Source organism: Streptomyces sp. NPDC059679 (genome assembly GCF_042734105.1).
GTDB lineage: Bacteria > Actinomycetota > Actinomycetes > Streptomycetales > Streptomycetaceae > Streptomyces.
Genome location: NZ_JBHWES010000096.1, coordinates 12,802 through 35,974, shown reverse-complemented (window position 1 = coordinate 35,974; position 23,173 = coordinate 12,802). Strand labels below are relative to the sequence as shown.

General features: G+C 69.4%; 20 protein-coding genes and 4 pseudogenes. 7 read left to right on the top strand and 17 right to left on the bottom strand.

Going from position 1 to position 23,173, the window contains the following annotated elements; translation table 11 throughout:
- Positions 1-803, top strand: an 803-nt coding sequence (locus ACFV2X_RS50780) for an IS630 family transposase (protein ID WP_385629998.1), incomplete at its 5' end; no start/stop codon positions are given.
- 299 nt (positions 804-1,102) lie between these two features.
- Positions 1,103-2,185, top strand: a pseudogene (locus tag ACFV2X_RS50775) (integrase core domain-containing protein).
- A gap of 135 nt (positions 2,186-2,320) precedes the next feature.
- Here the strand turns inward: ACFV2X_RS50775 and ACFV2X_RS50770 are convergent.
- Entirely contained in the window at positions 2,321-4,495 is a 2,175-nt protein-coding gene (locus tag ACFV2X_RS50770; RefSeq protein ID WP_385629995.1) for an FUSC family protein, read from the bottom strand.
- A 690-nt stretch (positions 4,496-5,185) separates the two neighbouring features.
- On the opposite strand from ACFV2X_RS50770, the gene ACFV2X_RS50765 reads away from it, so the two are divergent.
- The 3 genes and pseudogenes from ACFV2X_RS50765 to ACFV2X_RS50755 all read left to right on the top strand — a co-directional run.
- A complete protein-coding gene (locus ACFV2X_RS50765) occupies positions 5,186-5,635 on the top strand; it encodes a DUF1931 family protein (protein WP_385629992.1) in 450 nt (149 codons plus the stop codon).
- Between the two features lie 125 nt (positions 5,636-5,760).
- Positions 5,761-5,920 (top strand): annotated as a pseudogene (locus ACFV2X_RS50760) (ISNCY family transposase); the annotation flags it as partial.
- A gap of 152 nt (positions 5,921-6,072) precedes the next feature.
- Positions 6,073-6,351: pseudogene (locus tag ACFV2X_RS50755) on the top strand (serine/threonine protein phosphatase); the annotation flags it as partial.
- 605 nt (positions 6,352-6,956) lie between these two features.
- Here the strand turns inward: ACFV2X_RS50755 and ACFV2X_RS50750 are convergent.
- The 16 genes from ACFV2X_RS50750 to ACFV2X_RS50675 all read right to left on the bottom strand — a co-directional run bounded on the left by ACFV2X_RS50750 (position 6,957) and on the right by ACFV2X_RS50675 (position 21,778).
- Positions 6,957-7,160 (bottom strand): hypothetical protein, encoded by a 204-nt coding sequence (locus tag ACFV2X_RS50750; protein ID WP_385629990.1) that lies wholly within the window; start codon positions 7,158-7,160, stop codon positions 6,957-6,959.
- A 117-nt stretch (positions 7,161-7,277) separates the two neighbouring features.
- Positions 7,278-7,670 (bottom strand): DUF2267 domain-containing protein, encoded by a 393-nt coding sequence (locus ACFV2X_RS50745; protein WP_385629988.1) that lies wholly within the window; start codon positions 7,668-7,670, stop codon positions 7,278-7,280.
- Positions 7,671-8,155: 485 nt separating this feature from the next.
- Complete coding sequence (locus ACFV2X_RS50740; RefSeq protein ID WP_385629985.1) at positions 8,156-8,653, bottom strand: Hsp20/alpha crystallin family protein; 498 nt, start codon at positions 8,651-8,653, stop codon at positions 8,156-8,158.
- Positions 8,654-8,694: 41 nt separating this feature from the next.
- A complete protein-coding gene (locus tag ACFV2X_RS50735; RefSeq protein ID WP_385629982.1) occupies positions 8,695-10,476 on the bottom strand; it encodes an FAD-dependent oxidoreductase in 1,782 nt (593 codons plus the stop codon).
- Positions 10,476-10,736, bottom strand: coding sequence for a UBP-type zinc finger domain-containing protein (locus ACFV2X_RS50730; protein ID WP_263233558.1), 261 nt, complete (start codon positions 10,734-10,736; stop codon positions 10,476-10,478). The genes ACFV2X_RS50735 and ACFV2X_RS50730 overlap by 1 nt, the downstream gene beginning before the upstream one ends.
- A gap of 6 nt (positions 10,737-10,742) precedes the next feature.
- A complete protein-coding gene (gene trxA / locus ACFV2X_RS50725) occupies positions 10,743-11,201 on the bottom strand; it encodes a thioredoxin (RefSeq protein ID WP_385629980.1) in 459 nt (152 codons plus the stop codon).
- Positions 11,198-13,837, bottom strand: coding sequence for an ATP-dependent chaperone ClpB (gene clpB, locus ACFV2X_RS50720; RefSeq protein WP_385629977.1), 2,640 nt, complete (start codon positions 13,835-13,837; stop codon positions 11,198-11,200). The genes trxA and clpB overlap by 4 nt, the downstream gene beginning before the upstream one ends.
- The gene (locus ACFV2X_RS50715) at positions 13,828-14,235 is read right to left on the bottom strand and encodes a chaperone modulator CbpM (protein WP_385629974.1); all 408 of its coding nucleotides are present in this window, start codon (positions 14,233-14,235) and stop codon (positions 13,828-13,830) included. The genes clpB and ACFV2X_RS50715 overlap by 10 nt, the downstream gene beginning before the upstream one ends.
- Positions 14,232-15,185 (bottom strand): DnaJ C-terminal domain-containing protein, encoded by a 954-nt coding sequence (locus tag ACFV2X_RS50710; protein WP_385629972.1) that lies wholly within the window; start codon positions 15,183-15,185, stop codon positions 14,232-14,234. The genes ACFV2X_RS50715 and ACFV2X_RS50710 overlap by 4 nt, the downstream gene beginning before the upstream one ends.
- Before the next feature lie 6 nt (positions 15,186-15,191).
- Entirely contained in the window at positions 15,192-15,803 is a 612-nt protein-coding gene (locus tag ACFV2X_RS50705; protein WP_385629969.1) for a nucleotide exchange factor GrpE, read from the bottom strand.
- An 8-nt stretch (positions 15,804-15,811) separates the two neighbouring features.
- Positions 15,812-17,719 (bottom strand): molecular chaperone DnaK, encoded by a 1,908-nt coding sequence (gene dnaK, locus ACFV2X_RS50700; RefSeq protein WP_385629967.1) that lies wholly within the window; start codon positions 17,717-17,719, stop codon positions 15,812-15,814.
- Positions 17,720-17,771: 52 nt separating this feature from the next.
- Positions 17,772-18,020, bottom strand: coding sequence for a hypothetical protein (locus ACFV2X_RS50695; protein ID WP_385629964.1), 249 nt, complete (start codon positions 18,018-18,020; stop codon positions 17,772-17,774).
- A 20-nt stretch (positions 18,021-18,040) separates the two neighbouring features.
- The gene (locus ACFV2X_RS50690) at positions 18,041-18,235 is read right to left on the bottom strand and encodes a general stress protein (RefSeq protein WP_385629962.1); all 195 of its coding nucleotides are present in this window, start codon (positions 18,233-18,235) and stop codon (positions 18,041-18,043) included.
- Positions 18,236-18,575: 340 nt separating this feature from the next.
- The gene (locus ACFV2X_RS50685; protein ID WP_385629960.1) at positions 18,576-19,181 is read right to left on the bottom strand and encodes a site-specific integrase; all 606 of its coding nucleotides are present in this window, start codon (positions 19,179-19,181) and stop codon (positions 18,576-18,578) included.
- Positions 19,182-19,191: 10 nt separating this feature from the next.
- Positions 19,192-19,830 (bottom strand): hypothetical protein, encoded by a 639-nt coding sequence (locus tag ACFV2X_RS50680; RefSeq protein ID WP_385629957.1) that lies wholly within the window; start codon positions 19,828-19,830, stop codon positions 19,192-19,194.
- Between the two features lie 1,249 nt (positions 19,831-21,079).
- Positions 21,080-21,778, bottom strand: coding sequence for an SDR family NAD(P)-dependent oxidoreductase (locus tag ACFV2X_RS50675; RefSeq protein WP_385629955.1), 699 nt, complete (start codon positions 21,776-21,778; stop codon positions 21,080-21,082).
- Positions 21,779-21,883: 105 nt separating this feature from the next.
- Between ACFV2X_RS50675 and ACFV2X_RS50670 the strand changes: the two genes are divergently transcribed.
- Together ACFV2X_RS50670 and ACFV2X_RS50665 are read left to right on the top strand one after the other, a co-directional pair.
- Complete coding sequence (locus ACFV2X_RS50670; protein WP_385629952.1) at positions 21,884-22,762, top strand: helix-turn-helix transcriptional regulator; 879 nt, start codon at positions 21,884-21,886, stop codon at positions 22,760-22,762.
- Positions 22,698-23,153, top strand: a pseudogene (locus tag ACFV2X_RS50665) (winged helix-turn-helix transcriptional regulator); the annotation flags it as partial. The gene ACFV2X_RS50670 and the pseudogene ACFV2X_RS50665, both read left to right, overlap by 65 nt.
- Positions 23,154-23,173 lie beyond the last annotated feature (20 nt).

Below are 23,173 nucleotides of genomic sequence, written 5' to 3'. Positions count from 1 at the left end.
CGCTGGAATCCACCCCGGGCCAGGACATGCACTGGTCGCGGGCCTCCATGGCCGCCCGCACCGGACTGTCGAAGTCCACCATCGGACGGATCTGGAAGAAGTTCGACCTCAAGCCGCACCTGCAAGATGCCTTCAAGCTCTCCACCGACCCGCAGTTCGTCGCGAAGGTCGTCGACGTCGTCGGCCTGTACCACCACCCGCCCGAGAAGGCCGTGGTGCTGTGCGTGGACGAGAAGAGCCAGATTCAGGCGCTGGACCGCTCGCAGCCGGTGCTGCCGATGATGCCGGGCATGCCCGAGCGGCGCACCCACGACTATCTGCGGCACGGCATCACCAGCCTGTTCGCCGCGTTCAACATCGCCGACGGCACTGTCATCGGTGAACTGCACCGCCGCCATCGGGCTGTCGAGTTCAAGAAGTTCCTGGTCACGATAGACAAGGCGGTTCCCGCCGGGCTCGACGTGCACCTGGTATGTGACAACTACGCCACCCACAACACCCCCGAGATCAAGACCTGGCTCGGCAAGCACTCCCGCTTCCACGTCCAGTTCACTCCGACCGGCTCCTCCTGGATCAACCAGGTCGAGCGGTGGTTCGGCCTGCTGACCGACAAGCTCATTCGCCGCGGCGTCCACACCTCGGTGAAGGCGCTGGAGGATGACATCAAGGCCTGGATCGACTCGTGGAACGAGAACCCCAGGCCTTTCACCTGGACCAAGACCGCCGACGAAATCCTCAAATCCCTCGCCGACTACCTCACCAAGGTCACTCCGCCAGCCACCGAGGATCAGAGAGAGACTTAAGCCTGCGATTTCAGGCGCATCACACTAGTGTGATGCGCCGCAAATTGACCTGAGTCAGAGGTTCGTCGTTGGTTTGGTGTGAATCGTCGTGGACCGAAGATCCCGCCGTTGTCGGTAACGGATGCTCAGCGTGCCGTGCTTGAGGGGTGGGTGCGTCGCCGGTCGACGGCTCAGGCTCTGGCCTTGCGGTCCCGAATCGTGCTGGAGTGCGTGTCCCGCTCGGAAATACGATTCTGGGTCTGTCCTGCAGCTTCTCCGCACAGGGCGGCGGCCTGCTCGGCGCCTGGGATGATCTGCCGTTGCCGCTTTCAATCGTCACCGCGCCGGTCCGGAGGACCTGATCAAGGTGCCTGCAGCGGTGCTGCGCTGACGCGTGGCCAAGGACGCGGAGGTCTTGGCGTTGCGGCACGAGAACGCGGTGTTACGCCGCCAGAACGCCCGAGTCCGCTACGAGCCCGCCGACCGAATCTGGCTCGCCGTCCTTTCCCGGCTAATCCCGCGGGAACGCTGGCGCCGCGTATTCGCAGTCACTCCTACCACGCTGCCGGCCTGGCACCGGCAACTCCTGGCGCGGAAGTGGACGTTTCCCCAGCGCCGCCCCGGCAGGCCGTCCACCGCGCCCACCATCAAACAGCTCATCCTGCGCCTGGCCAAGGAAAACAGTACGTGGGGCACCGCCGTACACAGGGCGAACTCGCACGCCTCGGCTACCAGATCGCCCTGTCCACAGTCTGGGAGATCCTGCACGCGGCCGGCATCAATCCCGCTCCGCAGCGCTCCAGCCCTCCCTGGCGTGAATTCCTCACCCCCAGGCCCACGGCATCCTCGCCGCCGACTTCCTCCACATCGACACCATCACCCTCAAGCGCCTGTACGCCCTGGTCTTCATCGAACACGACACCCGGCGCGTTCACCTCGCCGGCGTCACCGCGCACCCCACCGTCCCATGGACCGTCCAGCAGGCCAGGAACCTCACCATGACGCTGGGGTGCCGGCTGCACTCCCCGCGCCTCCTCCTCCGGGACCGGGACAGCACGTACACCAGCGCCTTCGACGCCGTCTTCCAGGCCGACGACATGGAGATCCTGCTCAACCCGCCCCGGGCGCCGAAAGCGAACGCAGTCTGCGAGCGAGCCGTGGGCACCCTACGCCGCGAAGTCCTCGACCGGATCCTGATCTGCAACGAAGCCCATGCCGTGAAGGTGCTGACCGAGTACATCCGGCACTACAACCAGCACCGCCCCCACCAGTCCCGGCAGCAACTCCCCCCGGACAGTACCGAACTACCCGCCCTGGCCAACGTCACCGACCTCACGCCCCATCGAATCGAACGACGGCCCGTTCTCGGTGGCCTGATCAACGAGTACCGCCAGGCTGCCTGACCGAACGGCATCGCCGCAGTACACAGCATCGAACCGTATTTCCGAGCGGCACAGGTGTACGTGTGGCGGCGCTCGACGCGGCCGGGAGACTACTTCCTGTTCCAGGAGGCGTGGCGCTCCCCGTCGCCGACTTCGTCACCCACCCCGGTGCGCGGGTCCTGATCCGTCACCTTCCGCTGCCGCGGCCGCCCGCACTCGCTGCTCCTCGCGAGCAGAGCCGACGTCCCGTTCCAGGGGTGTGCGGCTCACGGCCGTCGCGAGGTCCTCCAAGGCTTGCTTCTGCAGTTCCGCCTCGCGCCGCACGACCGGGCTCCGGTTCCCGGCGGCGCCCTCCCACGCGTGGAGCGCCTCCTCCACGCGCCCCCAGTCCGGATTCCTGTGCTCGCGCACGTCGGCTGCCGCCTGCGCGGTGTCCGCCTCCAGGGCCTCGGCGAACCGCTCCGCCTCGGGGACGACACGGCTGTCGGCCCGCGGGACGTGGCTCTCCATGAGCATCGCCGCGCGGCCGAACCCCTTGAGCGCCTCCTGCGCCTCCTGCGCCTCGCGCGATGTCAGCCCCCTGGGGCGGACTGGTTCCCGCCTTGCCCGGTCGTATGCCTCCTGCCAGGCGGCACGTGCCTCCCTGCTCGCCAGCAGTGCCCTGCGCATGTCGGCGTGATGCTCCCGGGTCGGTTCGGCGTAGTTGCGGAGCACCGCGGCCGCATAGCGGCCGTTGGCTGCGAGCCAATCCGCAAGCCGGCCCGGCAGCCGGGGTGTCTCCCATGCGGGGAACACCACGTACGCCAGCATTGCCAGGGCCCCGCCGAGCAGGGTGAGCACCACCCGCTCCGGGACCGTCTGCTCCCACGCCTGGCCGCCCATGCCGAGCAGGAAGACGACGTACGCGGCGGTGAAGCACTGGGAGTAGGCGTAGCCGGTACGGATCAGCGTGTACGACAGGCCCGCCGAGACCACCGCCAGCGCGCCGAACACATGGGCATCCGGTCCCAGGGCCCGCACCATCCCGGTGGCGAGCGCGACCCCCGCCAGGGTCCCGGCGAGACGGGCCACCGCGCGCGCGTACGTCCGGTGGAAGTCCGGCCGCATCACCATCACCGAGGCGATGGGCGCCCAGTAGCCGTGGCCCAGGGGGAGCCGGGCGGCGATCAGATAGCCGAGCGTGGCCACCGCCGCCAGGCGGACGGCGTGCCGGAACACGGGCGAGTCCCGGCGGAGCTCACGGCGGACCGCCCGGAGGACGACCGGGACCAGCCGGAACATTGTCGGGCGTACCAGGAACTGGGCGCCCGCGGGGCCGGGCAGCGTGGGCGTCCTCCCGCGCGCGCCACCACTCCCGGCGATCTCCAACGCCTCGCCGAGCAGTTCCACGAGCCGCTCGGCGGCCTGCCTCGCGGGGCCCTCCAGTACCTCGTGCTCCTCGTCGACGCGCAGGACGTCCGAGCTCCCGGGCCGCACCTCGGCGGGAGTGCCGCGGCGGATCGAGCGGGCGACCGCATCCAGAACGTCGGCGGCCGCGTCGAGCAACTCCCGCGCGCGGTCCCGCCCGGGTCCCTCCGTCGGGGCGCCGACGTCCGGGTCGGCGAGTGCGGCGACGACCGGCCGAATGCGCTCGGCGAGTCCCCGGGGGCCGTGAAGGACGGGGGGACGGGTGCGGGCCTGTGATGGCGTCACGGCGGCCGCGTCCCGGGCCGCCATCAACGGTTCCGGGTCGAACGGGGCGGCCGGGTCGTGCCGCAGCCGGCGGGCGTAGTCCGCCACGGCGGCCAGGGCGTCGGCGAGCGCGTCACGATGCGCCCCCCAACGACGGATCGGGAACAGCAGGATCAGCACGGCCTGCGCCACGCCCCCGAGCGCGATGACCCCGGCGTGCTCCAGGGCTCGCCCGACGCTCGTGGGCAGGGTGATGGTCACCAGCATGCTGCCAACGGTCGTCGCTGCGACGATCCCAGCGGTCGAGCCGACGGCCCACGCCATCCCCGCGACAAAGGCCCATACGGCCAGCAGCGGGAGGAACGTCACGAGTCGCCCCGCCGCCAGGTAGCCCACGAAGGTGCTGAGCGCCAGCCCCGCGCCCGCGCCGAGCGCGATCACCTTGCGTGGACGCCAGGTGCGCTGGAAGGTGGCCCCACCCGCGGAGTAGGCACCGAGGGCGGCGGACGCGGCATACGCAGGGGAGACCAGCCACAGCGCCGGCCCGATGACGATGGCCACCCCAGCGGCCGTGCGCAGCGCGAGCAGGGGCTCCAGCCGCGTCTCCTCGATCGTGAGCCCGGATCGCACGACCTCCCCGAAGGCCCGCAGCCACGTCACGGATGTGAGCCTAGCCGGAACGCCCCGCCGGGTCGCGTCGGCCGCGCGACCCCCGGCCGAACCTACACCCACAAACCGGCACCCTCGCGTACAGGGCAATCGATGACCACACCCCCAGCGCCGCCTGTTCACCCCCAGCGGCCGCGGCTCAACGTCGTCCTCGTGGCCGATCCGGGATGGTCAACGGAGGTCGCGAAGCGACTGAAGAACGGGACCTGCCCTACCAGGACAACACCCGCCCCGTGATCGCCATGATCAGCCCGCCGGAGCACATCGCGCTGCTGTCGCTGCCCATGCTCGGCCTGATGCGCGCCGCCCACAGGCTGGGGGGAGCGGCCCTCGGCGTGATCGGAGCGCTGATCTCAGAGTCCGGCAACGCCCTGCCACCCGGGAGGATCCAGCACACCAACGAGGCACCGCTCGTCCGCGGGCGGTTGCGGCCGCTAGGCAGGCTGGTCCGCGTCAACCGGCCCTGGCTGCTGTTCACCGGCCTCTCCCGAGCGCTTCCTGCTGTCCATCCGCACGCCCGTCCGACTACTCGGGCAGTCGGACGCCTGGGCCTGGCAGGGCAACACAGGGAGGCTAATTGGGCCCGACATGCGCATGCGTTCGCGCGCCCCGTCGGCCAGGCTGAATGGAAAGCCCAGGGGCCGGGAGCCGCCCCGGCGCCCGCAGCCGGAGGTTGCCGTCATGACCGTGATGTCCATCGCCAGGTTCGAAAGGTTCTTCCGCGCGGCCGCGGGGCTGGACGTCGACAAGAACGATCTCAAGCGCTACAGCGACTTCGTCGACGCCAAGCTCTACGATCTGCTGACCGTCGCCCAGGCAACTGCCAAGGCCAACGGGCGCGACATCATCCGGACCTGTGACCTACCGATCACGAAAGGCCTTCAGGAGAGCATTCACCACTTCCGGAAGATCGACCAGGAAGTAGAACTCAAACCGATCCTGGAACAGCTCGCCACCCACCCCGCTCTGGACCGCACGCCCGACGAAGAGACCGAGGCGGCCTATCCGGACATCATCGGCGGACTCAGCCTGGCCCTTGCTCAGTGCTTCAAGATCCTCCACCCCGACCTGAAGAACCCCCAGACCCAGCACTGGGACGAGGCCCGAGCCGTCTTCGACCTCCTGCTGTGAGTGGCGACCGGACCAGGCGGTGCAGACCACGGCCAAACAGCGTCAGCGCGCTCTGCTTCTTCGGCTGCTGCAACGATCTGCTGGCTCGCCGCAGGCCCTCGTCCACGTCCAAGGTGCTACCGAAAGCGGTCCTGGTCGGTGAGCCGGCCGAGACCGCGGCGGGCACCCGCCGGCCTGGAGCCGACATCTGTACGGCTTGCGGGCATCCGCACGATCCCCGACCGGCTGATGTCGTCAGCCGATCCCGATGCCCGGCCGATCCGCAAGGGCAAGCTCCAGCACCCAGGCTGATCGGCGCACATCTCGGATGTCGGAGAGGTCAGATTGTGGCGGCTCGATCTCGCGGGGATCATCGAAGGCATGGACCGGAAAATGTCCATCGGGTCCGGTGAGCGGCTGCTAGAGGAACTGCTCAGAGCAGCCCAGCTGGCATCACCTGTCGAACGACGGCGCTGCTCCTCGCACTGATCATCACATCCAAGCGCACCTACAGCGACACCATCGCGCAGCGCATGCCTACCAGGCCGATGCACCTGCCCACGGAGATGGTGAGGGCTTTTCTCCCTCCCCGGTCGATCGGCACCGGGCGGGTCGTTTCGACGGCGGTTCTGGAGCCTGCGTACGAACTGGGCGGCGATACTTTCGACCATGCGTTCACCGAGGATGTTTTGCACGTCACAATTTTTGACGGCATGGGGCACGATCTGGCGTCCGGACGACGCCACGATCTTGATGTTCGAGTGGCAGCCCCCTGATCCGTGACCGCAAGAGCCGGAGAGCGCATCCGTGGCGTCGGCACTGCGAGGACGCAGACGCTGACGTCGGTGGATGCCGAGCCTAGCTCCGTCTCCGGGAAGCGGCGGGTATGGTGCCGCACATCTGCAGCGCCATACCCGCGCATGCAGGGGCCTCAGGCGATCACTGTGAATGCAAGCGGCGCGGGCTCGTCCGATCGATCACTCGGGTAGGCGGATCCAGGTTCATGCTGCTGTCGGTCGTGATGGGTGGCTGCTGCCACAGGAGGTTCGTCTGCGCCCCGGCTTCCGCTCGCCGGGAACAAAGCGGGGCCTGTACGCCCTGATCCAGGCGATCCAGGCGATCACGGTCGGTCTCGGTGTCCCGAGTCTGTACGTCATGCTCTGAGCACGCTTGACCCGCCGCTCGGGCAGAGCGGTCTCGGCCATACCTTTCTCCCGGTGCGGCACCAGCGGCACCATCGGGCCCTCGACCTGCCCGGCAGCCGACCAGAGGCTCGTCCCGGCCAGGGCGCCGTAGGCCTGCTCGGCGCGTCGGGCCGCGCTCATGACCTCCTCCGACCGGGTCACGGCAGGAGCGCGGCAAACGAGTTCGGCACCCGGGATTTGAGGTGCTGCCATTCGCCGGCACTCACATGGCGCTCCAGAGTTTTCAGTACGGTGCGCACCAGCTTCTCGCTGCCGCCCTCGACCGCATAGGGGAATTCGCTCCGGACCCGGCCGTCTTGACCGGGAGACGATCCCGAAGCGGGTGCAGCTCTTTGGGCCACTCGAAAGCCTCCTCGACGTCTTTGAGAAGCCGATTTACCTTGTCCACCATGGTGTAGAACGAGGAGAAGCCTGTATCAACCATTTTCGTGAGCCTTTCATTCTGGCGCCTCACGAGCTCAGTCCGCGAGGTCGGCCTTGCCGAACAGGACCGCGTAACTGGAGGGGAGTTGGCTGATGATCTGATTCAGCTCTCCGCCGGTGACAGCATCGGCAACGGTGGTCAGGACCGCGCTGGCGTCCCACTGCGCCGTACGCGGCCGGGCATGGGTGCGCTCGGCGACCCGGCGGTAGAACTCTTCGATTCCGAAGCCTCGCGCCTGCTGCGGCGTGGCATGGTCCAGGACTTGTCCCAGCGGGCCGGGCAGCTGGGATGCGAGGTCCTTGACCTCTCCCGGGTTGATCCGTTGGGCCAGCACTTCCAGCACGGCGTTGGTGACGTCCGCGGCTTCGTCCTGGTCGTTGTATTCGCCTCGCTCGCGCACACGGGCGAGGAATCCGTCGTATTTCATAGCTGCCTTTCTTCTGCCCCGGTCACCGCTGGTCATGGGGTCGCCCGGTGCGCTGTTGCGCCGGGCGGGGACCTGTTGGTCGTGACGACACCGAGCTCGGCAGTGGTGGTCATGCCACGCCTCCTCGTTCAGGGCCATGGGCTGTTGCCCGGAAAGGGGCAGAACAGGCCGGAATGGGCAGGTCCGCATGGCGTGGTCTTCTGCGCTGCGCTGCCACCTTCTGGGACACCGTTCTCACTTTCTCCATGAGGGCGACACGATGCTCTGGCACTGCGCGCGTGGGGCGGAGCGGAGGGAAGCAAGCGTTATCCGACGGCCCAGGACGCCGAGCGCTGCGCACGGGCATTCGACCGCGAGGACCAAGCGGACATGGGCCACCGCGCACCGCTGAGTCTGTTCCCCCTTCGGCTGAGTCACCCGGGTGTCGAGCGTCGCCGGACCGGCCGCGGTGCCGGACGTGTGTCCGGAACCGCGGCGTTCGCGTCTCATCCGCTGCTCTCGGTGCTTTCACTCGTCTCGCTGATCTCGACGTGCCGCGGCTTTGCGACCTCGGCCTTGGGGATGGTGATGGTGAGCACCCCGTCCGACGTCTGCGCATTGATCTTTTCGGTGTCGACCTCTCCGGGCAGCCGCAGCCGGTACTCGAAGGCTCCGGTGCGGCGGGTGCTCCGGCGCAGGACGCCTTTGCGTTCCTTCTCCTTGATCTCTCCGGTGACCACCAACTCCTGGCCGTTGGCTTCGACGTCGATGTCCTTGCTCTTGACGCCGGGGAGTTCGATCTCGACGTGGAAGGCGTCGTCGGACTCCGTGACATCCGCCAGGGGTGTCCACGCGACTGCGGGCGCCACGCCTCCCACCGCGGATTCGATCAGTCCGCCCATCTCGCTGAGCAGTTGGTCGAACTCCGTCACCGGATCGCGTGCCCAGCCCAGGGGCCTGTCCTGCACTGCGCCACCGCGGTGGCGCCGGACGGGCATGGTCATTCCCATCGCCTCCTTCTCGTGATCTCCTCGCCCGCTGGGCGTCATGCGAGCCAAGCGGACTCCTTCGGACGGGTGTACGGGGAGCTGTCGGTGCCGCCCGGCGCGGCCGCGTGGCCCAGGTAGCGGTGCACGAAGTGGATACTCATCGCGCCTTCGCCGACCGCGGAGGCCACACGCTTCACCGAGCCGCTGCGGACGTCGCCGGCGGCGAAGACGCCAGGCAGGCTGGTCTCCAACGTCAGGCAGTCGCGGCCCTGGCTCTGCCACAGTTCGGGAACGGAGCACGCCTGCGCCTCCGCGCCGGTGAGCACGTAGCCGCGCGCGTCGAGGGCGAGCGCGCCGGACAGCCACTCGGTGTGAGGGTCTGCGCCGGTGAAGACGAACAGGGCCCGCACCGCGAGGTGGCGGTGCTCGCCCGTACGGTGGTCGACCACGGTGACCGCCTCCAGCGCCTTGTCGCCGAGTGCCTCGGTCATCTCGGTGTGCAGCAGCACGCGCACCCGCGGGTGGCGCTCGATCTGATCGATCAGGTAGCGGGACATGTGCGCCTCGAGGCTCGGCCCACGGACGAGCAGATACACCTGCGGTGTGTACCCGGCCAGGAAGAGCACGGCCTGGCCTGCGGAGTTGCCGCCGCCGACCACCGCCACCGGGTCGGTACGGCACTGCTGGGCCTCGTAGACGGTCGCCGAGTAGTGGACGCTCGCGCCCTCCAACGGTTCGATGCCGGGTACATGGAGGCGGCGGTAGCGAGCGCCGGTGGCCAGGACGACGGTACGGGCGGTGATCTCGCTGCCGTCGGCGAAGCTGACGGCGTAGTCGCCGTCCCGCGGTTCGAGCCGGGCCGCCTCCGCCGGGACGCTGATCCGGGCGCCGAACTTGTCCGCCTGGAGCACAGCGCGCTCGGTGAGTTCGGCGCCGGAGATGCCGGAAGGGAAGCCGAAGCAGTTGTCAATGCGGGAGGACGTCCCGGCCTGTCCACCGGTGGCCATCGCCTCGACCACGGTCGTGCCGAGGCCCTCCGAGGCGGCGTTCACCGCGGCGGCGAGGCCGGCCGGACCGGAGCCGACGATCAGGAGATCGCCGTGGCCGTTGCTCGACGGCAGGGGCGGCAGGCCGATGAACCGGGCCAGTTCGGCGTTGCTCGGATTGCGCAGCAAGGTCGTGTCCCGCCAGATCACCAGCGGCGTCTGCTCCGGACCAACCGCAAAGCGGCGCAGCAGCGCCTCGGCCTCCTCGTCCGTCTCCAGATCGATCCAGCGGTGCGGCAGCCGGTTGCGGGCGGCGAACTCGCGCAGCCGCCGAGTGTCGGGCGAATAGCGCGAGCCGATGATGCGGAAACCGGCGCCCTGCCCGACGAGCAGAGCACGGCGGCCCAGGCAGGCGCGCAGCACCACATCACCAAGGATGGAGTCCCGGGTCACCAGGTCACGCAGCTGGTCCATGGACAGGGCGAGAATCTCGCCGGGGTCCCTGACCACGGCGGTGTAGAAGGCCACCTGTCCGTTCAGGAGGCCGAGTTCGCCGATGAAGCGGCCGGGGCCGTGTACACGTAGCAGGTGTTCATCAGGCGTGCCGTAGCCCTCGACGATGGCGACCGAACCACTGAGGACGACGTAAAACGTCTCGCACCGCTCACCCTCCCGGATCAGCACGTCACCGGCGTCAACCGCGCGCCGCCAGCCGTGCTGTGCCAGGCGGGCCATCTGGTCGTCCGACAGGCGGGGATAGGCGCCGTAGATGTCAGGAGTCTCGAAGGGGACGCTCTCCTCCGCCTCGTCCGGCACAGGCGCTGAGCCGGGCCGCGTCTCGTCGCCGGGCATCACACGAACGCCTCATGGACGAAGCACCACCGCCAGTCCTCGCCGGGCTCCAGCGACGCCACGATCGGATGGCCGTCGGCAGCGGCGTGACGGCGGGCATGCCGGTTCGGCGAGGAATCGCAGCAGCCGACGTGGCCGCAGGTCAGGCAGAGCCTGAGGTGGACCCAGGGGGAATGCGTGGCCAGGCACTCCTCGCACCCCGGGGCACGCGGGGTGACGGGGCGTACGAGGGCGAGGTGGGGGTCGGTTCGTACGGTCATGGCCGATCATCCTTTCCCAGCCGGTGCGCGGCCCGCGAGCGACTGCTCCACCCACCGCCGCAAGGCAGGGGCAGGTGCGGCACCCGCCTGTCGGGCGATGGTCTGTCCTTTGTCGAGGACCAGCAGCGTCGGTACCGCCTGCACCTCGAACCGCCGCGCCAGGCGCGGGTTCTTGTCGATGTCGACCTTGACCAGCTTGATCGTTCCTGCGAGGTCGGCGGCGACTTCCTCCAGTGCGGGGCTGACCATGCGGCAGGGGCCGCACCAGGTGGCCCACAGGTCCACGACGACGGGCACGGTGGCCTGCTCGACGACGTCGGTGAAGTCGTCGTCGCCCGCGTCGGCCATCCACGGCAGCGGCTGCTTGCAGTTGCCGCACCTGGGGCGGCCCTCGGCGGCCGCCGGCACCCGGTTGGTACGCCCGCAGTGCGGGCAGGTGATGTTGGTGGCTTGCACGGTGCTCATGCCGCCCTCGCTCCCTTCACGTCCTCGGGCTGGTCGTAGGTGACCACCAGTTCTCCGTGCTCGGCGTCGATGCGGACCTTCGCGCCGTCCTGGACGTCGCCGCGCAGCAGGGACCGTCCGACGAGGGTTTCGACCTCGTGGGAGATGTAGCGGCGCAGCGGTCGGGCCCCGTAGACCGGGTCGTAGCCCTGGTGGGCGATCAATTCCCTTGCTGCGTTGGTCAGTTCGACGGTGATGCGGCGTTCGGCGAGTCGGCGGCGCAGTTCGTCGAACTGCAGCTCCACGATCCGCTCGATCTGCCGCTCACCGAGCGGCTTGAACAGCACGATGTCGTCGACGCGGTTGAGGAATTCCGGGCGGAAGTGCCCGCGCAGCTCGCCCATCACCAGGGCGCGGGCGTCGGGCTTGATCTCACCCTCGGCGGTGGCGCCGTCGAGGAGGTGCTCGGAGCCGATGTTGGACGTCATGATGATCACGGTGTTGCGGAAGTCGACAGTGCGGCCCTGAGCATCGGTGATGCGGCCGTCATCGAGGATCTGCAGCAGGGTGTTGAAGACATCGGTGTGCGCCTTCTCGATCTCGTCGAACAGCACAACCGAGTACGGCTTGCGGCGTACGGCCTCGGTGAGCTGGCCGCCTTCCTCGTAGCCGACGTATCCGGGCGGTGCGCCCATGAGCCGGCTGACGGTGTGACGCTCCTGGTACTCGCTCATATCGAGGCGGACCATGTTCTCCTCGGAGTCGAACAGGGCCCGGGCGAGGGTCTTGGCCAGCTCGGTCTTCCCGACGCCGGTGGGGCCGAGGAAGATGAACGAGCCGATGGGGCGACGTGGGTCGCGGATGCCGGAGCGGGCGCGGATGATGGCGTCGGCGACGAGCTTGACGGCCTCGTCCTGGCCGATGACCCGCTCGCGCAGGATCTCGTCGAGGCGCAGCAGTTTCTCGCGTTCGCCCTCCTGGAGACGGGCGACGGGGATGCCGGTCCAGGCGGCGACGATCTCAGCGATCTCCTCCTCGGTGACGACCTCCCGCAGCAGCCGGTTCTGTCCTTGTTTGGCGGCCAGTTGCTCCTCCTCTGCGGCGAGCCGGCGCTCCAGGTCCTGAAGGCGGCCGTAGCGCAGTTCGGCGGCTCGGTTGAGGTCGTAGGCGCGTTCGGCCTCCTCCGCTTCGTGGCGGATCTGCTCCAGTTCCTGGCGCAGTTCCTGCACGCGGCGGATGGCCTGCCGTTCGGCCTCCCACTGGGCGTGTTTGGCGTCGGCCTCGCCGCGCAGGTCGGCCAGTTCCCTGCGCAGTTCCTCCAGGCGGGATTTGCTGGCGGGGTCGGTCTCCTTGGACAGGGCCGCCTCCTCGATCTCCAGGCGGGTGACGCGGCGGGTGATCTCGTCGAGTTCGGCGGGCATCGAGTCGATCTCGGTGCGCAGCCGGGCGCATGCCTCGTCGACGAGGTCGATGGCCTTGTCGGGCAGGAATCGGTCGGTGATGTAGCGGTGGCTGAGGGTGGCCGCGGAGACCAGCGCGGTGTCCTGGATCTTCACGCCGTGGAAGACCTCCAGGCGTTCGCGCAGTCCGCGCAGGATCGAGATGGTGTCCTCGACGGACGGCTCGTCCACCAGCACCTGCTGGAAGCGGCGCTCCAGCGCGGCGTCCTTCTCGATGTGTTTGCGGTACTCCTGGAGCGTGGTGGCGCCGATCATATGGAGCTCGCCGCGGGCCAGCATGGGCTTGAGCATGTTGCCCGCGTCCATGGCGCCTTCGGCGGCGCCCGCGCCGACGACGGTGTGCAGTTCGTCGACGAAGAGCAGGATGCGCCCTTGGGCGGCCTTGACCTCGCTGAGCACGGCCTTGAGGCGTTCCTCGAACTCACCGCGGTACTTGGCGCCGGCGACCAGGGAGCCCATGTCGAGGGCGAACACCGTCTTGTCGCGGAGTCCTTCGGGCACGTCGCCGCGGACGATGCGCTGGGCGAGGCCCTCGACGATGGCGGTCTTGCCGACGCCGGGGTCGCCGATGAGGACGGGGTTGTTCTTGGTCTTGCGGCTGAGGATCTGGGTGACGCGGCGGATCTCGGCGTCCCGGCCGATGACCGGGTCGAGCCTGCCGCCCCTGGCCTCGGCGACGAGATCGCGGCCGTACTTCTCCAGAGCCTCGTAGGCCACTTCGGGGTTGGCGGAGGTGACGCGCTGGTTGCCGCGGACCTGGGTGAGCGCGCTCAGGAACGAGTCCCTGGTGATGCCGGCCTGTTTGAGCAGTCGCCCGGCGGCGGTTGAAGAGCCCTCCTCGGCCAGGGCGAGCAGGAGGTGCTCCACGGACACGTACTCGTCCTTGAGGCGTTTGGCCTCCCGTTCGGCGGCATCGAGCAGGCCGGCGAGGCGCTGAGTGACGAAGACCTGGCCGGGTGCCGCGCCGGGGCCGGTGACCTTCGGACGGCGGGAGAGTTCCTCGCGCACGGCAGCGCGCAGCTCCTTCGGCTCGGTGCCGGCCTGTTGCAGCAACCGCGGGATCAGACCGTCCTCCTGACCGAGAAGCGCAAGCAGCAGGTGTTCCCCGTCGACCTCGGTCTGCCCCCTGCGGACGGCCGCGGTCTGGGCCTCCTGCAGGGCTTCCTGGGACTTCTGGGTGAGACTGTTCATGTCCATGGGGGTGTTTCACTCCTCGTGCCGGCGCGGTGCAGGGCGGCTTCGAGCAGGCTGATGCGGTCCAGCAGGTCCAGCACCAGACCGATGGATGCGTAGTTGAGGCAGAGTCCGGAGCGCAGCCGCTGGATGCGGGCGAGGACCGCCGGGGCCGTGGGGTCGAACACCAGGTGCTTCGCGGCATCGCGCTCGGCGTCGACCAGGCCGAGGGCGACGAACCGGCGGATCAGATCGGGGTGGAGGCCCGAGCGACGGGTCAGGGTGTCCAGCGAGAGCCTGGGGACAGGCACGAGCGCGTACCGGACAGCCGCCGAGGCGGTGACGTCGGCGCCCGTCCGTACCGGACGGTCGCCCACGCCGGCCCGGCCGATGCCTGCCGCTCCCGCGGGTCGGTCGTTCATCGCGTCCTCCTGGGGTCGAACGAGGAGGTGGCGGCGAGCTCCTCGAACAGTTCGCGCTCCCGGTCGCCGAGGGCGGGCGGCACCATGACACGGAGTTCGGCGTACAGGTCGCCGTTCGCGCCTCGCGGGTTCGGCATGCCCTCGCCGCGCAGCCGCAGCCGCCGGCCGCTGGACGAGCCCGCGGGCACCGTGACCTTGGCCGTGCCGCCGCCGGGGGTGGGCACCGGCACGGTCGCGCCCAGGGCCGCCTCCCAGGGGGCGACCGGGACCTGTACGTGCACGTCGCGGCCGTCCAGCCGGAACCGGGGGTGGGGCTGGATACGTACTCGCAGGTACAGGTCGCCCGCGGGGGCGTCACCACTGCCCCGGCCGCCCTCGCCCGACAGCCGGATGCGCTGCCCGTCGGTGACACCCGGTGGCACGTCGACCTCGTACCGCCGCGGCTGCCCCGTGGGACCGGCGAGCGTGACGGTGCGACGGCCGCCTCGGTACGCCTCCTCGACGGTGAGCGGGAGTTCGGCCTCCTGGTCCGCTCCGGCCACGCCGCCTCGGGCGGCGCCGGCTCCGAACATGGAGCCGAGCAGGTCCTCGATGTCGATACCCTCCGCTCCGAAGTCGTCGCCGAAGCCGGTGGCGTACCGGACACGGGGGCCGCCCGCGCCCGCGGTCCTCCGAGCGCGGAAGCCGCCGCCCGCTCCGGCGGCGACCCGCTCGTCGAAGTCCTCGGGGATCTTGCGGAAGTCCTCGCCGAAGCGGTCGTAACGGGCCCGGGTCTTCGGGTCCGACAGGACGCTGTATGCCTCGTTGAGGTCCTTGAAACGCTCCTCCGCCCCGGGGTCCTTGTTGACGTCGGGGTGGTACTTGCGGGCGAGCTTGCGATATGCCTGCTGGATCTCGTCCTGGCTCGCGGTCCGCGACACGCCCAGCACCTCGTAGAAGTCCCGTGCCATGACCGGTCACTCCCGCTTCGCGACCGTCACGGCGGCGGGCCTGAGCTGTCGTTCGCCGTCCCTGTAGCCGGGGCGCAGCACCTCGACGACGGTTCCCGGTGGGGCGTCGGGGTCCTGGACGACGCCGACCACCTCATGCTGGGCCGGGTCGAAGGCGACGCCGGTCTCCGCGTGCCGCGGGTAGCCGAGCAGTTCGAGGACGTTCACCGCCTGGTCGCGGACCGCCCGGACGCCCTCCACGATCGCACCCGGATCGGCGCCGGCATGGGTCAGGGCGAGCTCGAGATTGTCCAGGACGGGCAGGAAGGCGGCCGCCGTGCGGGACCGCTCGACAGTACGCTCCCGCTCCAGTTCCCTGGCGTGGCGCTTGCGAAGGTTGTCGAGGTCGGCGAGCGCGCGCCGCCAGCGGTCCTCCAGTTCCTGGATCACGGTCGTGTACTCGTCCTCGGCAGGCGTGGGTCCGGCGGCGTCGGGTCCCGGTTCGTCATTCGCCGCTTCCGGCCGGGGCGGCGGACCCGGTTGCGGCAAATCCTCACGAGGAGGGCGTACGGCGCCTTCCGGGACCGGTTCGACCGGCTCCGACGCGGCCCGGTCGGGTTCCTGGGGGCGGCTGGACATGGCGCGCCTCAGTCCTTGTCGAACTCGGCATCGATGACGTCGTCGTCACCGCCACCGCCGCTCGGGCCGCCACCGGTCGCGCCGCCCCCGGTGTCCTGGCCGGGACCGCCTGCGGTAGCGGCGCCCTGATGGGCCGCCAGTCCGGCGAGCACCTGCTGGAGCTCGGAGGTCAGGGGCCGCACGCGCTCCACACCCGCCTCGTCCTTGACCGCCGCCCGGGCGTCGGACACGAGCATCTCGGCGCGTGCCTTCTCGTGCGCGGGCGCTGCATCGCCCAGTTCGGCCAGGCGCTTCTCGACCTGGTAGGCCACGGCGTCGAGCTCGTTGCGGGCGTCGACGGCCTCGCGGAGTGCCTGGTCCTGGCCCCGGTTGCGCTCGGCCTCCTGGACCATGCGTTCGACCTCACTGCGGTCCAGGTTGGAGCTCTCGCTGATGGTGATGCCCTGTTCTTTGCCGGTGTCCCGGTCACGTGCCTTGACGTTGAGGATGCCGTTGGCGTCAATGTCGAAGGTGACCTCGATCTGCGGTTCGCCCCGCGGCGCCGGGCGGATGTCGGTGAGCTGGAACCGGCCGAGCACCCGGTTGTCGGCGGCCCGTTCGCGCTCGCCCTGGAGGACGACGATGTCGACGGCGGGCTGGTTGTCCTCGGCGGTGGAGAAGGTTTCGGTGCGGCGGACGGGGATGGTGGTGTTCCGCTCGATGATCTTCGTCATCACGCCACCGCGTGTCTCGACACCCAGCGACAGGGGTGTGACGTCGAGCAGCAGGACGTCCTTGACCTCGCCCTTGAGCACCCCGGCCTGGATCGCGGCGCCCAGGGCGACGACCTCATCGGGGTTGACGCTCATGTTGGGTTCCTTGCCGCCGGTCAGCCGACGCACGAGGGTCTGGACCGCCGGGATACGTGTGGAACCGCCGACGAGGATGACCTCGTCGATGTCGCTCTCGCCGACCTTGGCGTCGGCCATGGCCTGCTGGACCGGTCCCAGGCACCGCTCCACCAGGTCGCTGGTGATCTGCTCGAACGTGGACCGCATGATCGAGTCGGTGAGATGCTTGGGGCCCGAGGCGTCGGCGGTGATGAACGGCAGGCTCACCTGCGTCTGCGTCACCGAGCTGAGCTCGGTCTTGGCCTTCTCCGCCGCCTCGAACAGGCGTTGCAGCGCCTGCGGGTCCTTGCGCAGGTCGATGCCGTTCTCCTTCTGGAAGTCGTCCGCGAGGTAATCCACCAGACGCCGGTCGAAGTCGTCGCCGCCCAGATGGCTGTCGCCGGCGGTGGAGCGCACCTCCACCACGCCGTCGCCGACGTCGAGGATGCTCACGTCGAAGGTGCCGCCGCCCAGGTCGAAGACGAGGACGGTCTCGTGTTGCTTCTTGTCCATGCCGTACGCGAGGGCCGCCGCGGTCGGCTCGTTGATGATCCGCAGCACCTCCAGTCCCGCGATCCGTCCGGCGTCCTTGGTGGCGGTGCGCTGAGCGTCATTGAAGTAGGCGGGCACCGTGATGACCGCCTCCGTGACCCGTTCCCCCAGCTGCTTGGAAGCGTCGTCGGCGAGTTTCCGCAGCACCTGGGCGCTGATCTCCTCAGGCGCGTACAGCTTGTCGCGCACCTTGAAGCGGGCCGCCCCGCCGTCGCCCTCGACGACGTCATACGCCACCGCCCTGGCCTCGTCGGAGATCTCGTCGAAGTGCCGGCCGATGAACCGCTTGGCCGAGTAGATGGTGCCCTTCGGGTTGAGGATCGCCTGGCGCCGGGCCAGCTGGCCCACCAGGCGCTCGCCAGTATCGGTGAAGGCCACCACGGACGGTGTCGTGCGGTTGCCCTCGCTGTTGGGCACGACGGACGGCTCGCCGCCCTCCCACACGGCGATCACCGAGTTGGTGGTGCCCAGGTCGATGCCCACTGCCTTCGCCATAAGGGACTCCTCCCGGTCCGGCGCCTGCGCCGACTTTCCGGATCATGTTCGTTCAGGTAGAGGTGGACCCTCCGCCGGTGGTCTGCAGCCCGCCGATCAGCCGTACAGCCTCGTCGGCGACCGCCTGGTCCACGACGACCTCGTACCGGCTCGGCTGCATCGAGCGGGGCAAGGCGAAATCCCGGCGACCGCCCTGCAGGGCGTGCAGCATCATGCCGAACAGCGCGCCGACGATCGCTCCGAAGATCAACCCGTACAGGGCGAGGAGCAGGGCGGAGACGACGGGATCGAGCCAGTTCACAAGGCCGAACAGCCAGCCGATCAGGACACCGGGGAGCGCCGCTCGCCGCTCCGTCGTAGTCCATCCCGGCCAATCACTTGCTCGACCACGCGCAGGTCCTGGCCGATGATCGCCACGCTCTCCACGGGAAACCCGTGGTCAGAGAGGTGGTCAACGGCGCGTTCGGCTTCCCGGTACGTCTTGTACGAGACAACCGGCCTGCGATGCTCGGTCATCGCCCATCCCTTCCTCCTGGTGCGCACGGAGGTCTCAGACACTCCCAGCGTGGCGAGCCGAGTGGCTCCACGCCTGCGCCTGGCGAGTCAGAAATGCGTGGGTCCGGTCGCCCCACGAGTACGAAATGGGGGTCAAGGGGTCGCAGGTTCAAATCCTGTCGTCCCGACGGTGTGACCAGCGGGTTTGCCAGTGATGGCAGGCCCGCTGTTTGCGTGCGTGTGACACGTGATGGCGACGTGATGACACCCGGTGAATGCTGGGGCGGCGCCGATGCGGTGCCCCTGGCCAGGGGCACCGCAGCAGAGAGAAAGCCAAGCGGGAGCGGGGCGGGCGGAGGGTTCAGGCCGCCCGTTGTTCTGACGCTCCGCCAGGATTGGTGGTGGCGTGTCTGCGGTCGGCGCGTTCCAGGGCTGTGCTGATGGCGGTGACGGCGTCGCGGGCGGCGTGGGGGAGCAGGTGGCCGTAGAGGTTGACGTTGGTGGCCAGTGTCGAGTGGCGCAGTGTCTTGGAGACCACGGCCAGCGGTACCCGCGAGCTGATCATGATGGTGGCGGCGGTGTGTCGCAGGTCGTGCACGCCGATCCGCGGCAGGCCGAGCTCGGCGGCGCGCCGCCGCAGCTCGACCAGCACGCCTTGCGGGCGCAGCGGGGATCCGTCGGGGCGGCTGAAGACCAGCCCTTCCAGCGGCGTCCCTTTGGGCTGGCCGGCCCGGGCGAGTGCGGCTTGGCGGTCGAGGGCGGTGACCACGCGCGGGGCCAGGCTGACCCAGTTGCGGCTGGCTTTGGTTTTGGGGTGGCCGAGGTAGAGGTGGTTGTTGTTCACGGCCGTCAGGCTCCAGGGCACCAGTAGTATCCGCTCGGCCAGGTGGACGTCGGTCCAGTGCAGGCCCAGGGATTCACCCCGGCGCATGCCGGTGCCCAGCAGCAGCTCGAACAGATCGGCCATCTGGTCGCCGTTAGTGAGCGTGGTTGTGCCGCAGGAACGCCGCGGCCTGGGTGGGGTTCCAGCAGATGCGCTCCGGCGCGACCGGTCGGGGCAGCAGGACGTAGCGGCATGGGTTGGCCGGGATCACACGGGTGCGCACGGCGTGGCTGAGTGCGCTGGAGAAGGTGGCGCCGATCCGGTAGACGGCGGTGCGCCCGCGTCCGCGGGCGAGTTCGGCCTCGCTCCAGGCGGTGATGTGCCGGGCTCGCAGGTCGGTCAGGGGCAGCCGTCCGAAGGAGGGGATGAGGCCGGCGTGTACGTGGTCGCGGTAGCGGGCGAACGTGGTGGGCTTGAGCATCTTTCCCTTGAGACGCAGCCACTCGGCCAGATACGTGGCGAGGGTGAGGTCCTCGCTGCGGTCCAGGCCGGTGCGCTCGGATTCCAGGGCGCGCTCGAGTGCTGTCTCGGCGGCCTTGCGAGTGGTGAATCCGCTACGGCAGAGCGGATGGCGCTTGCCGTCGGCCGAGGGCAGGTCGACGGCAAAGGCCCAGGTCCCGTGCCTTGAACCGTCCTGGAGTCGGGGGCAGCCGGCGCCGAACTGCCGGCCGTCCGGGCGGCGGCAGCCACAACGCCGGTACACCCGGCCGCGTTCAGCAGACTGAGAAGTCACTGCGTTCACCTCCGGTGGGGGAGTGCGTGACTCCACCGTGGAGGCGCCGATGCCCGGCGTAAAAGGTGGCTGATCATGGCGTAGCAAGGGCGACTGCCATCACCTTGCCATCACAAGAAGTTCCCCAAGGAGGTTGACCGGCGGCGACCCCTTTGGAGAGTCGGCGGTGCCTGCCCCGAAGGTGCCGCGTGGCGGCCGCCCGGAGTGTGAGGAAGCCCCGGTTGGACCAAGGCGTCCGTGCAGCGCCCTCTCGCCTCCGGAGCAGCCGCCTAGGCGGGACGTGGGTGTTGGTGCCATGCTGCGAAGGAGAGTCTTCGGCTGCATCATCCGAAGCCGACCCACCCAGCAGTGGGACCGCTCGACAATTCCCTCGAGCCGCCACACCCGAGGGGAGTGAGTTCGCGATCTGTCCCGTGCGCTCCGCTGCCGCGGCCGGGCACCCGCGTACGGAGTTTGCGTTGCTCATCTTGTTTCAACTGCTGCCCTGCTGACCATCCGTAAGGTTGTATGCGCGAGTGCCCAGGGCAAAGTCTCCATGGGAAGCGATGTCTTTATGTCCTTGATGTCGGAATTTCTGGAAGTGTTCAATACTGGGGACGCTGGGCGGTAAACCCCCAGGTCGCGGAGTCTGATCCCCGCACCCGCGGGGATGGTCCCGTGCCGAGGTGGGCATCGGCGCTCTGACCGGCGGTCACTGAGCCTCCGCCAACTTGAAGGCACAGGTCAAAGGGCTGGCGTGACGGTCTCCCGAGGTTCTCACGCTGGTCGGAGGCGGCAGTCTCCGGAGTAGATCGTCTGTCAGCGGTTGACTTCAAGATTCGTCAGGACGAGCAGGGCGCGCAGGAGGTGGGTGGTGCGGGTGGTCTCCGTGCTCACTCGCAAGTCCGGTGCGTCACGTAGTTCCGGTCAGGAACCCGAGCTGCCGCAGCATCGTTATCCTTCCGCCATCCCGACGGCGGCATCTGCCTCGGCGACGCTCTCCCAGCCCTTCTGCTTGAGTACAAACGCGGCGACGAGGGCGGCGACCACCAAGAAGGCGGCGGAGATGTGGAACGCCGTCTGGACCGCGCGGTCACCGGCCCCGACGGCGGCTACCGTCTCGACGTGCCGGGCCCCGGCTCGTACGTCCTGATCACCTTGGCCGGAGGTTCCGCCGACGCCAGTAGCGGCAGCGGTTCTCCTGTCCGGGACCGGTCTCGATGTTCCGCCCGTTCTGTTCTTCAGGGCCGGTGACCCGGCACCGCCGGTCTCAGGACCAGGCGATCTCGCCATGGCGGTCGATGAAGCGTCCGGTGCCGGCATCGGGCCCCTCGGTGGCGAGGGCGACGATCGCGTCCGTACCCTCGGTGACGGTCTGGGAGCCGCTGTGACCGTTTATGTCGGTCGCGGTGTAGCCGGGGTCGGCGGCGTTGACGCGAATGCCCTTAAGCCCTTTGGCGTACTGCGTGGTCAACATCGTCAGCGCCGCCTTCGAGGAGGCGTACAGCGGCACGACGACGTGCGACTCGGACCGGCGGGGGTCGTGGGTGAAGGCGAGGGAGCCCATGCCGCTGCTGACGTTGATGATCACGGGGTCGTCCGAACGGCGCAGCAGCGGCAGGAACGCGGTGGTGGTGCGGACCACGCCGATGACGTTGACGTCGAGGACGGCGCGGGCGTCGGCGGCGGTGAGGTCGCCGGGATCATCGAAGGGTCCCTGTACCCCCGCGTTGTTGATCAGGATATCGATCCTGCCCTCGTGCTCGGCGATGTCCGCGGCGGCGGCGGCCACGGACGCGTCGTCGGTCACGTCGACGGGGACGAAGCGTGCGCCCAGCGCGGCGGCGGCTTCCTCACCCCGCTCACGGTCGCGGGCTCCCAGGAGAACGGTGTGACCGCACGCGATGAGGCGGCGGGCGGTCTCGCGGCCGATGCCCTTGTTGGCTCCGGTGATGAAAGTGATCGTCATGCCTTCGATAGTTGCCTTGACCAGGGAGCCGGACCAGGGACGCTTCGACGGTGGGAAGACCAGTACCACCCTCGCGCCCCCGCATGTGATCGGGGACGCGGGAGGATGGAGAGCATGACGACGACACCCCCCGGAGCTGGACTGGGCGCGATGATCCGCACGTGGCGGAACCGGCTGCCCCCGTCAGCCGCTGGGCTGCCGGTCGTCCGCAAGCGCCGGGCTGTCGGGCTGCGGCGCGAGGAACTGGCCGACCTGGCCGGAGTGTCGGTCGACTACGTCGTGCGCCTGGAGCAGGGGCGGGCCACGACACCCTCGGCGTCGGTGGTGGCTTCCCTGGCGCGCGCCCTCCAGCTGTCCACCGCCGAGCGGGACCACCTCTACCGGCTGGCCCAGATCGTGCCGCCGGCGGACGGCACGATCTGCGACCATCTCCCGCCCGGTATGCAACGGGTACTCGTCCGCCTCGGAGACGTACCGGTGGCCGTGTTCGCGGCGGACTGGCAACTGGTGTGGTGGAACCACGGGTGGGCCGCCCTGCTGGGAGACCCCTTGGCCTCGCCGCCGCGGATGCGCAACTTCGCCCGCGACAGGTTCCCGGTGGACGTCGATCACACCCCCCTCGCGCTGTGGCCGGTCACCGAGACGGACCCCGACACCGCCGACGCCGCCCTCGTCTCCGATCTGCGCCGCGCCACCGGCCGCTTCCCCTGGGACAGCCGCCTGGCCGCGCTGGTCCGCGACCTGAACGCAGGCAACGAGAGGTTCGCCGAGCTGTGGGCGACGGGAGAGGTGACCGCGAACCGCGAGGTCCACAAGAGGGTCGATCACCCGTCGGTGGGCCCGGTCACGGTGGACTGCGATGTCCTGACCGACGGCGACACGGAGCTCAAGATTGTCATCATGACCGCCGCGCCGGGCAGTGAGGACGAGACCAAACTCCAGCTCACCACCGTCGTCGGCCCACCGGCCGGCACGCGCAACTGATCCGCCCCGCCCATCGGCCGACCGACGGCTCACGGTTTTCGTGACGCACCAAACCGTTGGACACGCACCGACGGGTGATCAGGACGGCCCGCTGGACTGCCCGGACAGCGCCCTCGTTCCGCCTGGCCACGAACCGCGGTGCCCTGTTGACATCACCCCCGCCGCGCTGGGTGGTCGGTGGACGCCGCTGGTAGTCCGCGAGTTCCTGCGCCGCGGTCAGACCACATACTCCGAACTGTCCGCCGCCCTGCCCGCTCTCTCGGACAGGCCGACCCAGTTGACCAGTGCGGGCGTCATCGAGCGTCACCGCACCCCGGGCTGGCCTCCGCGCGTCCGCTACATTCTGACCAGCCAGGGCCGGGCGCTGGAACCAGTGGCGCGCAGCATGTGGGAGCGAGGCACAGCGCGACG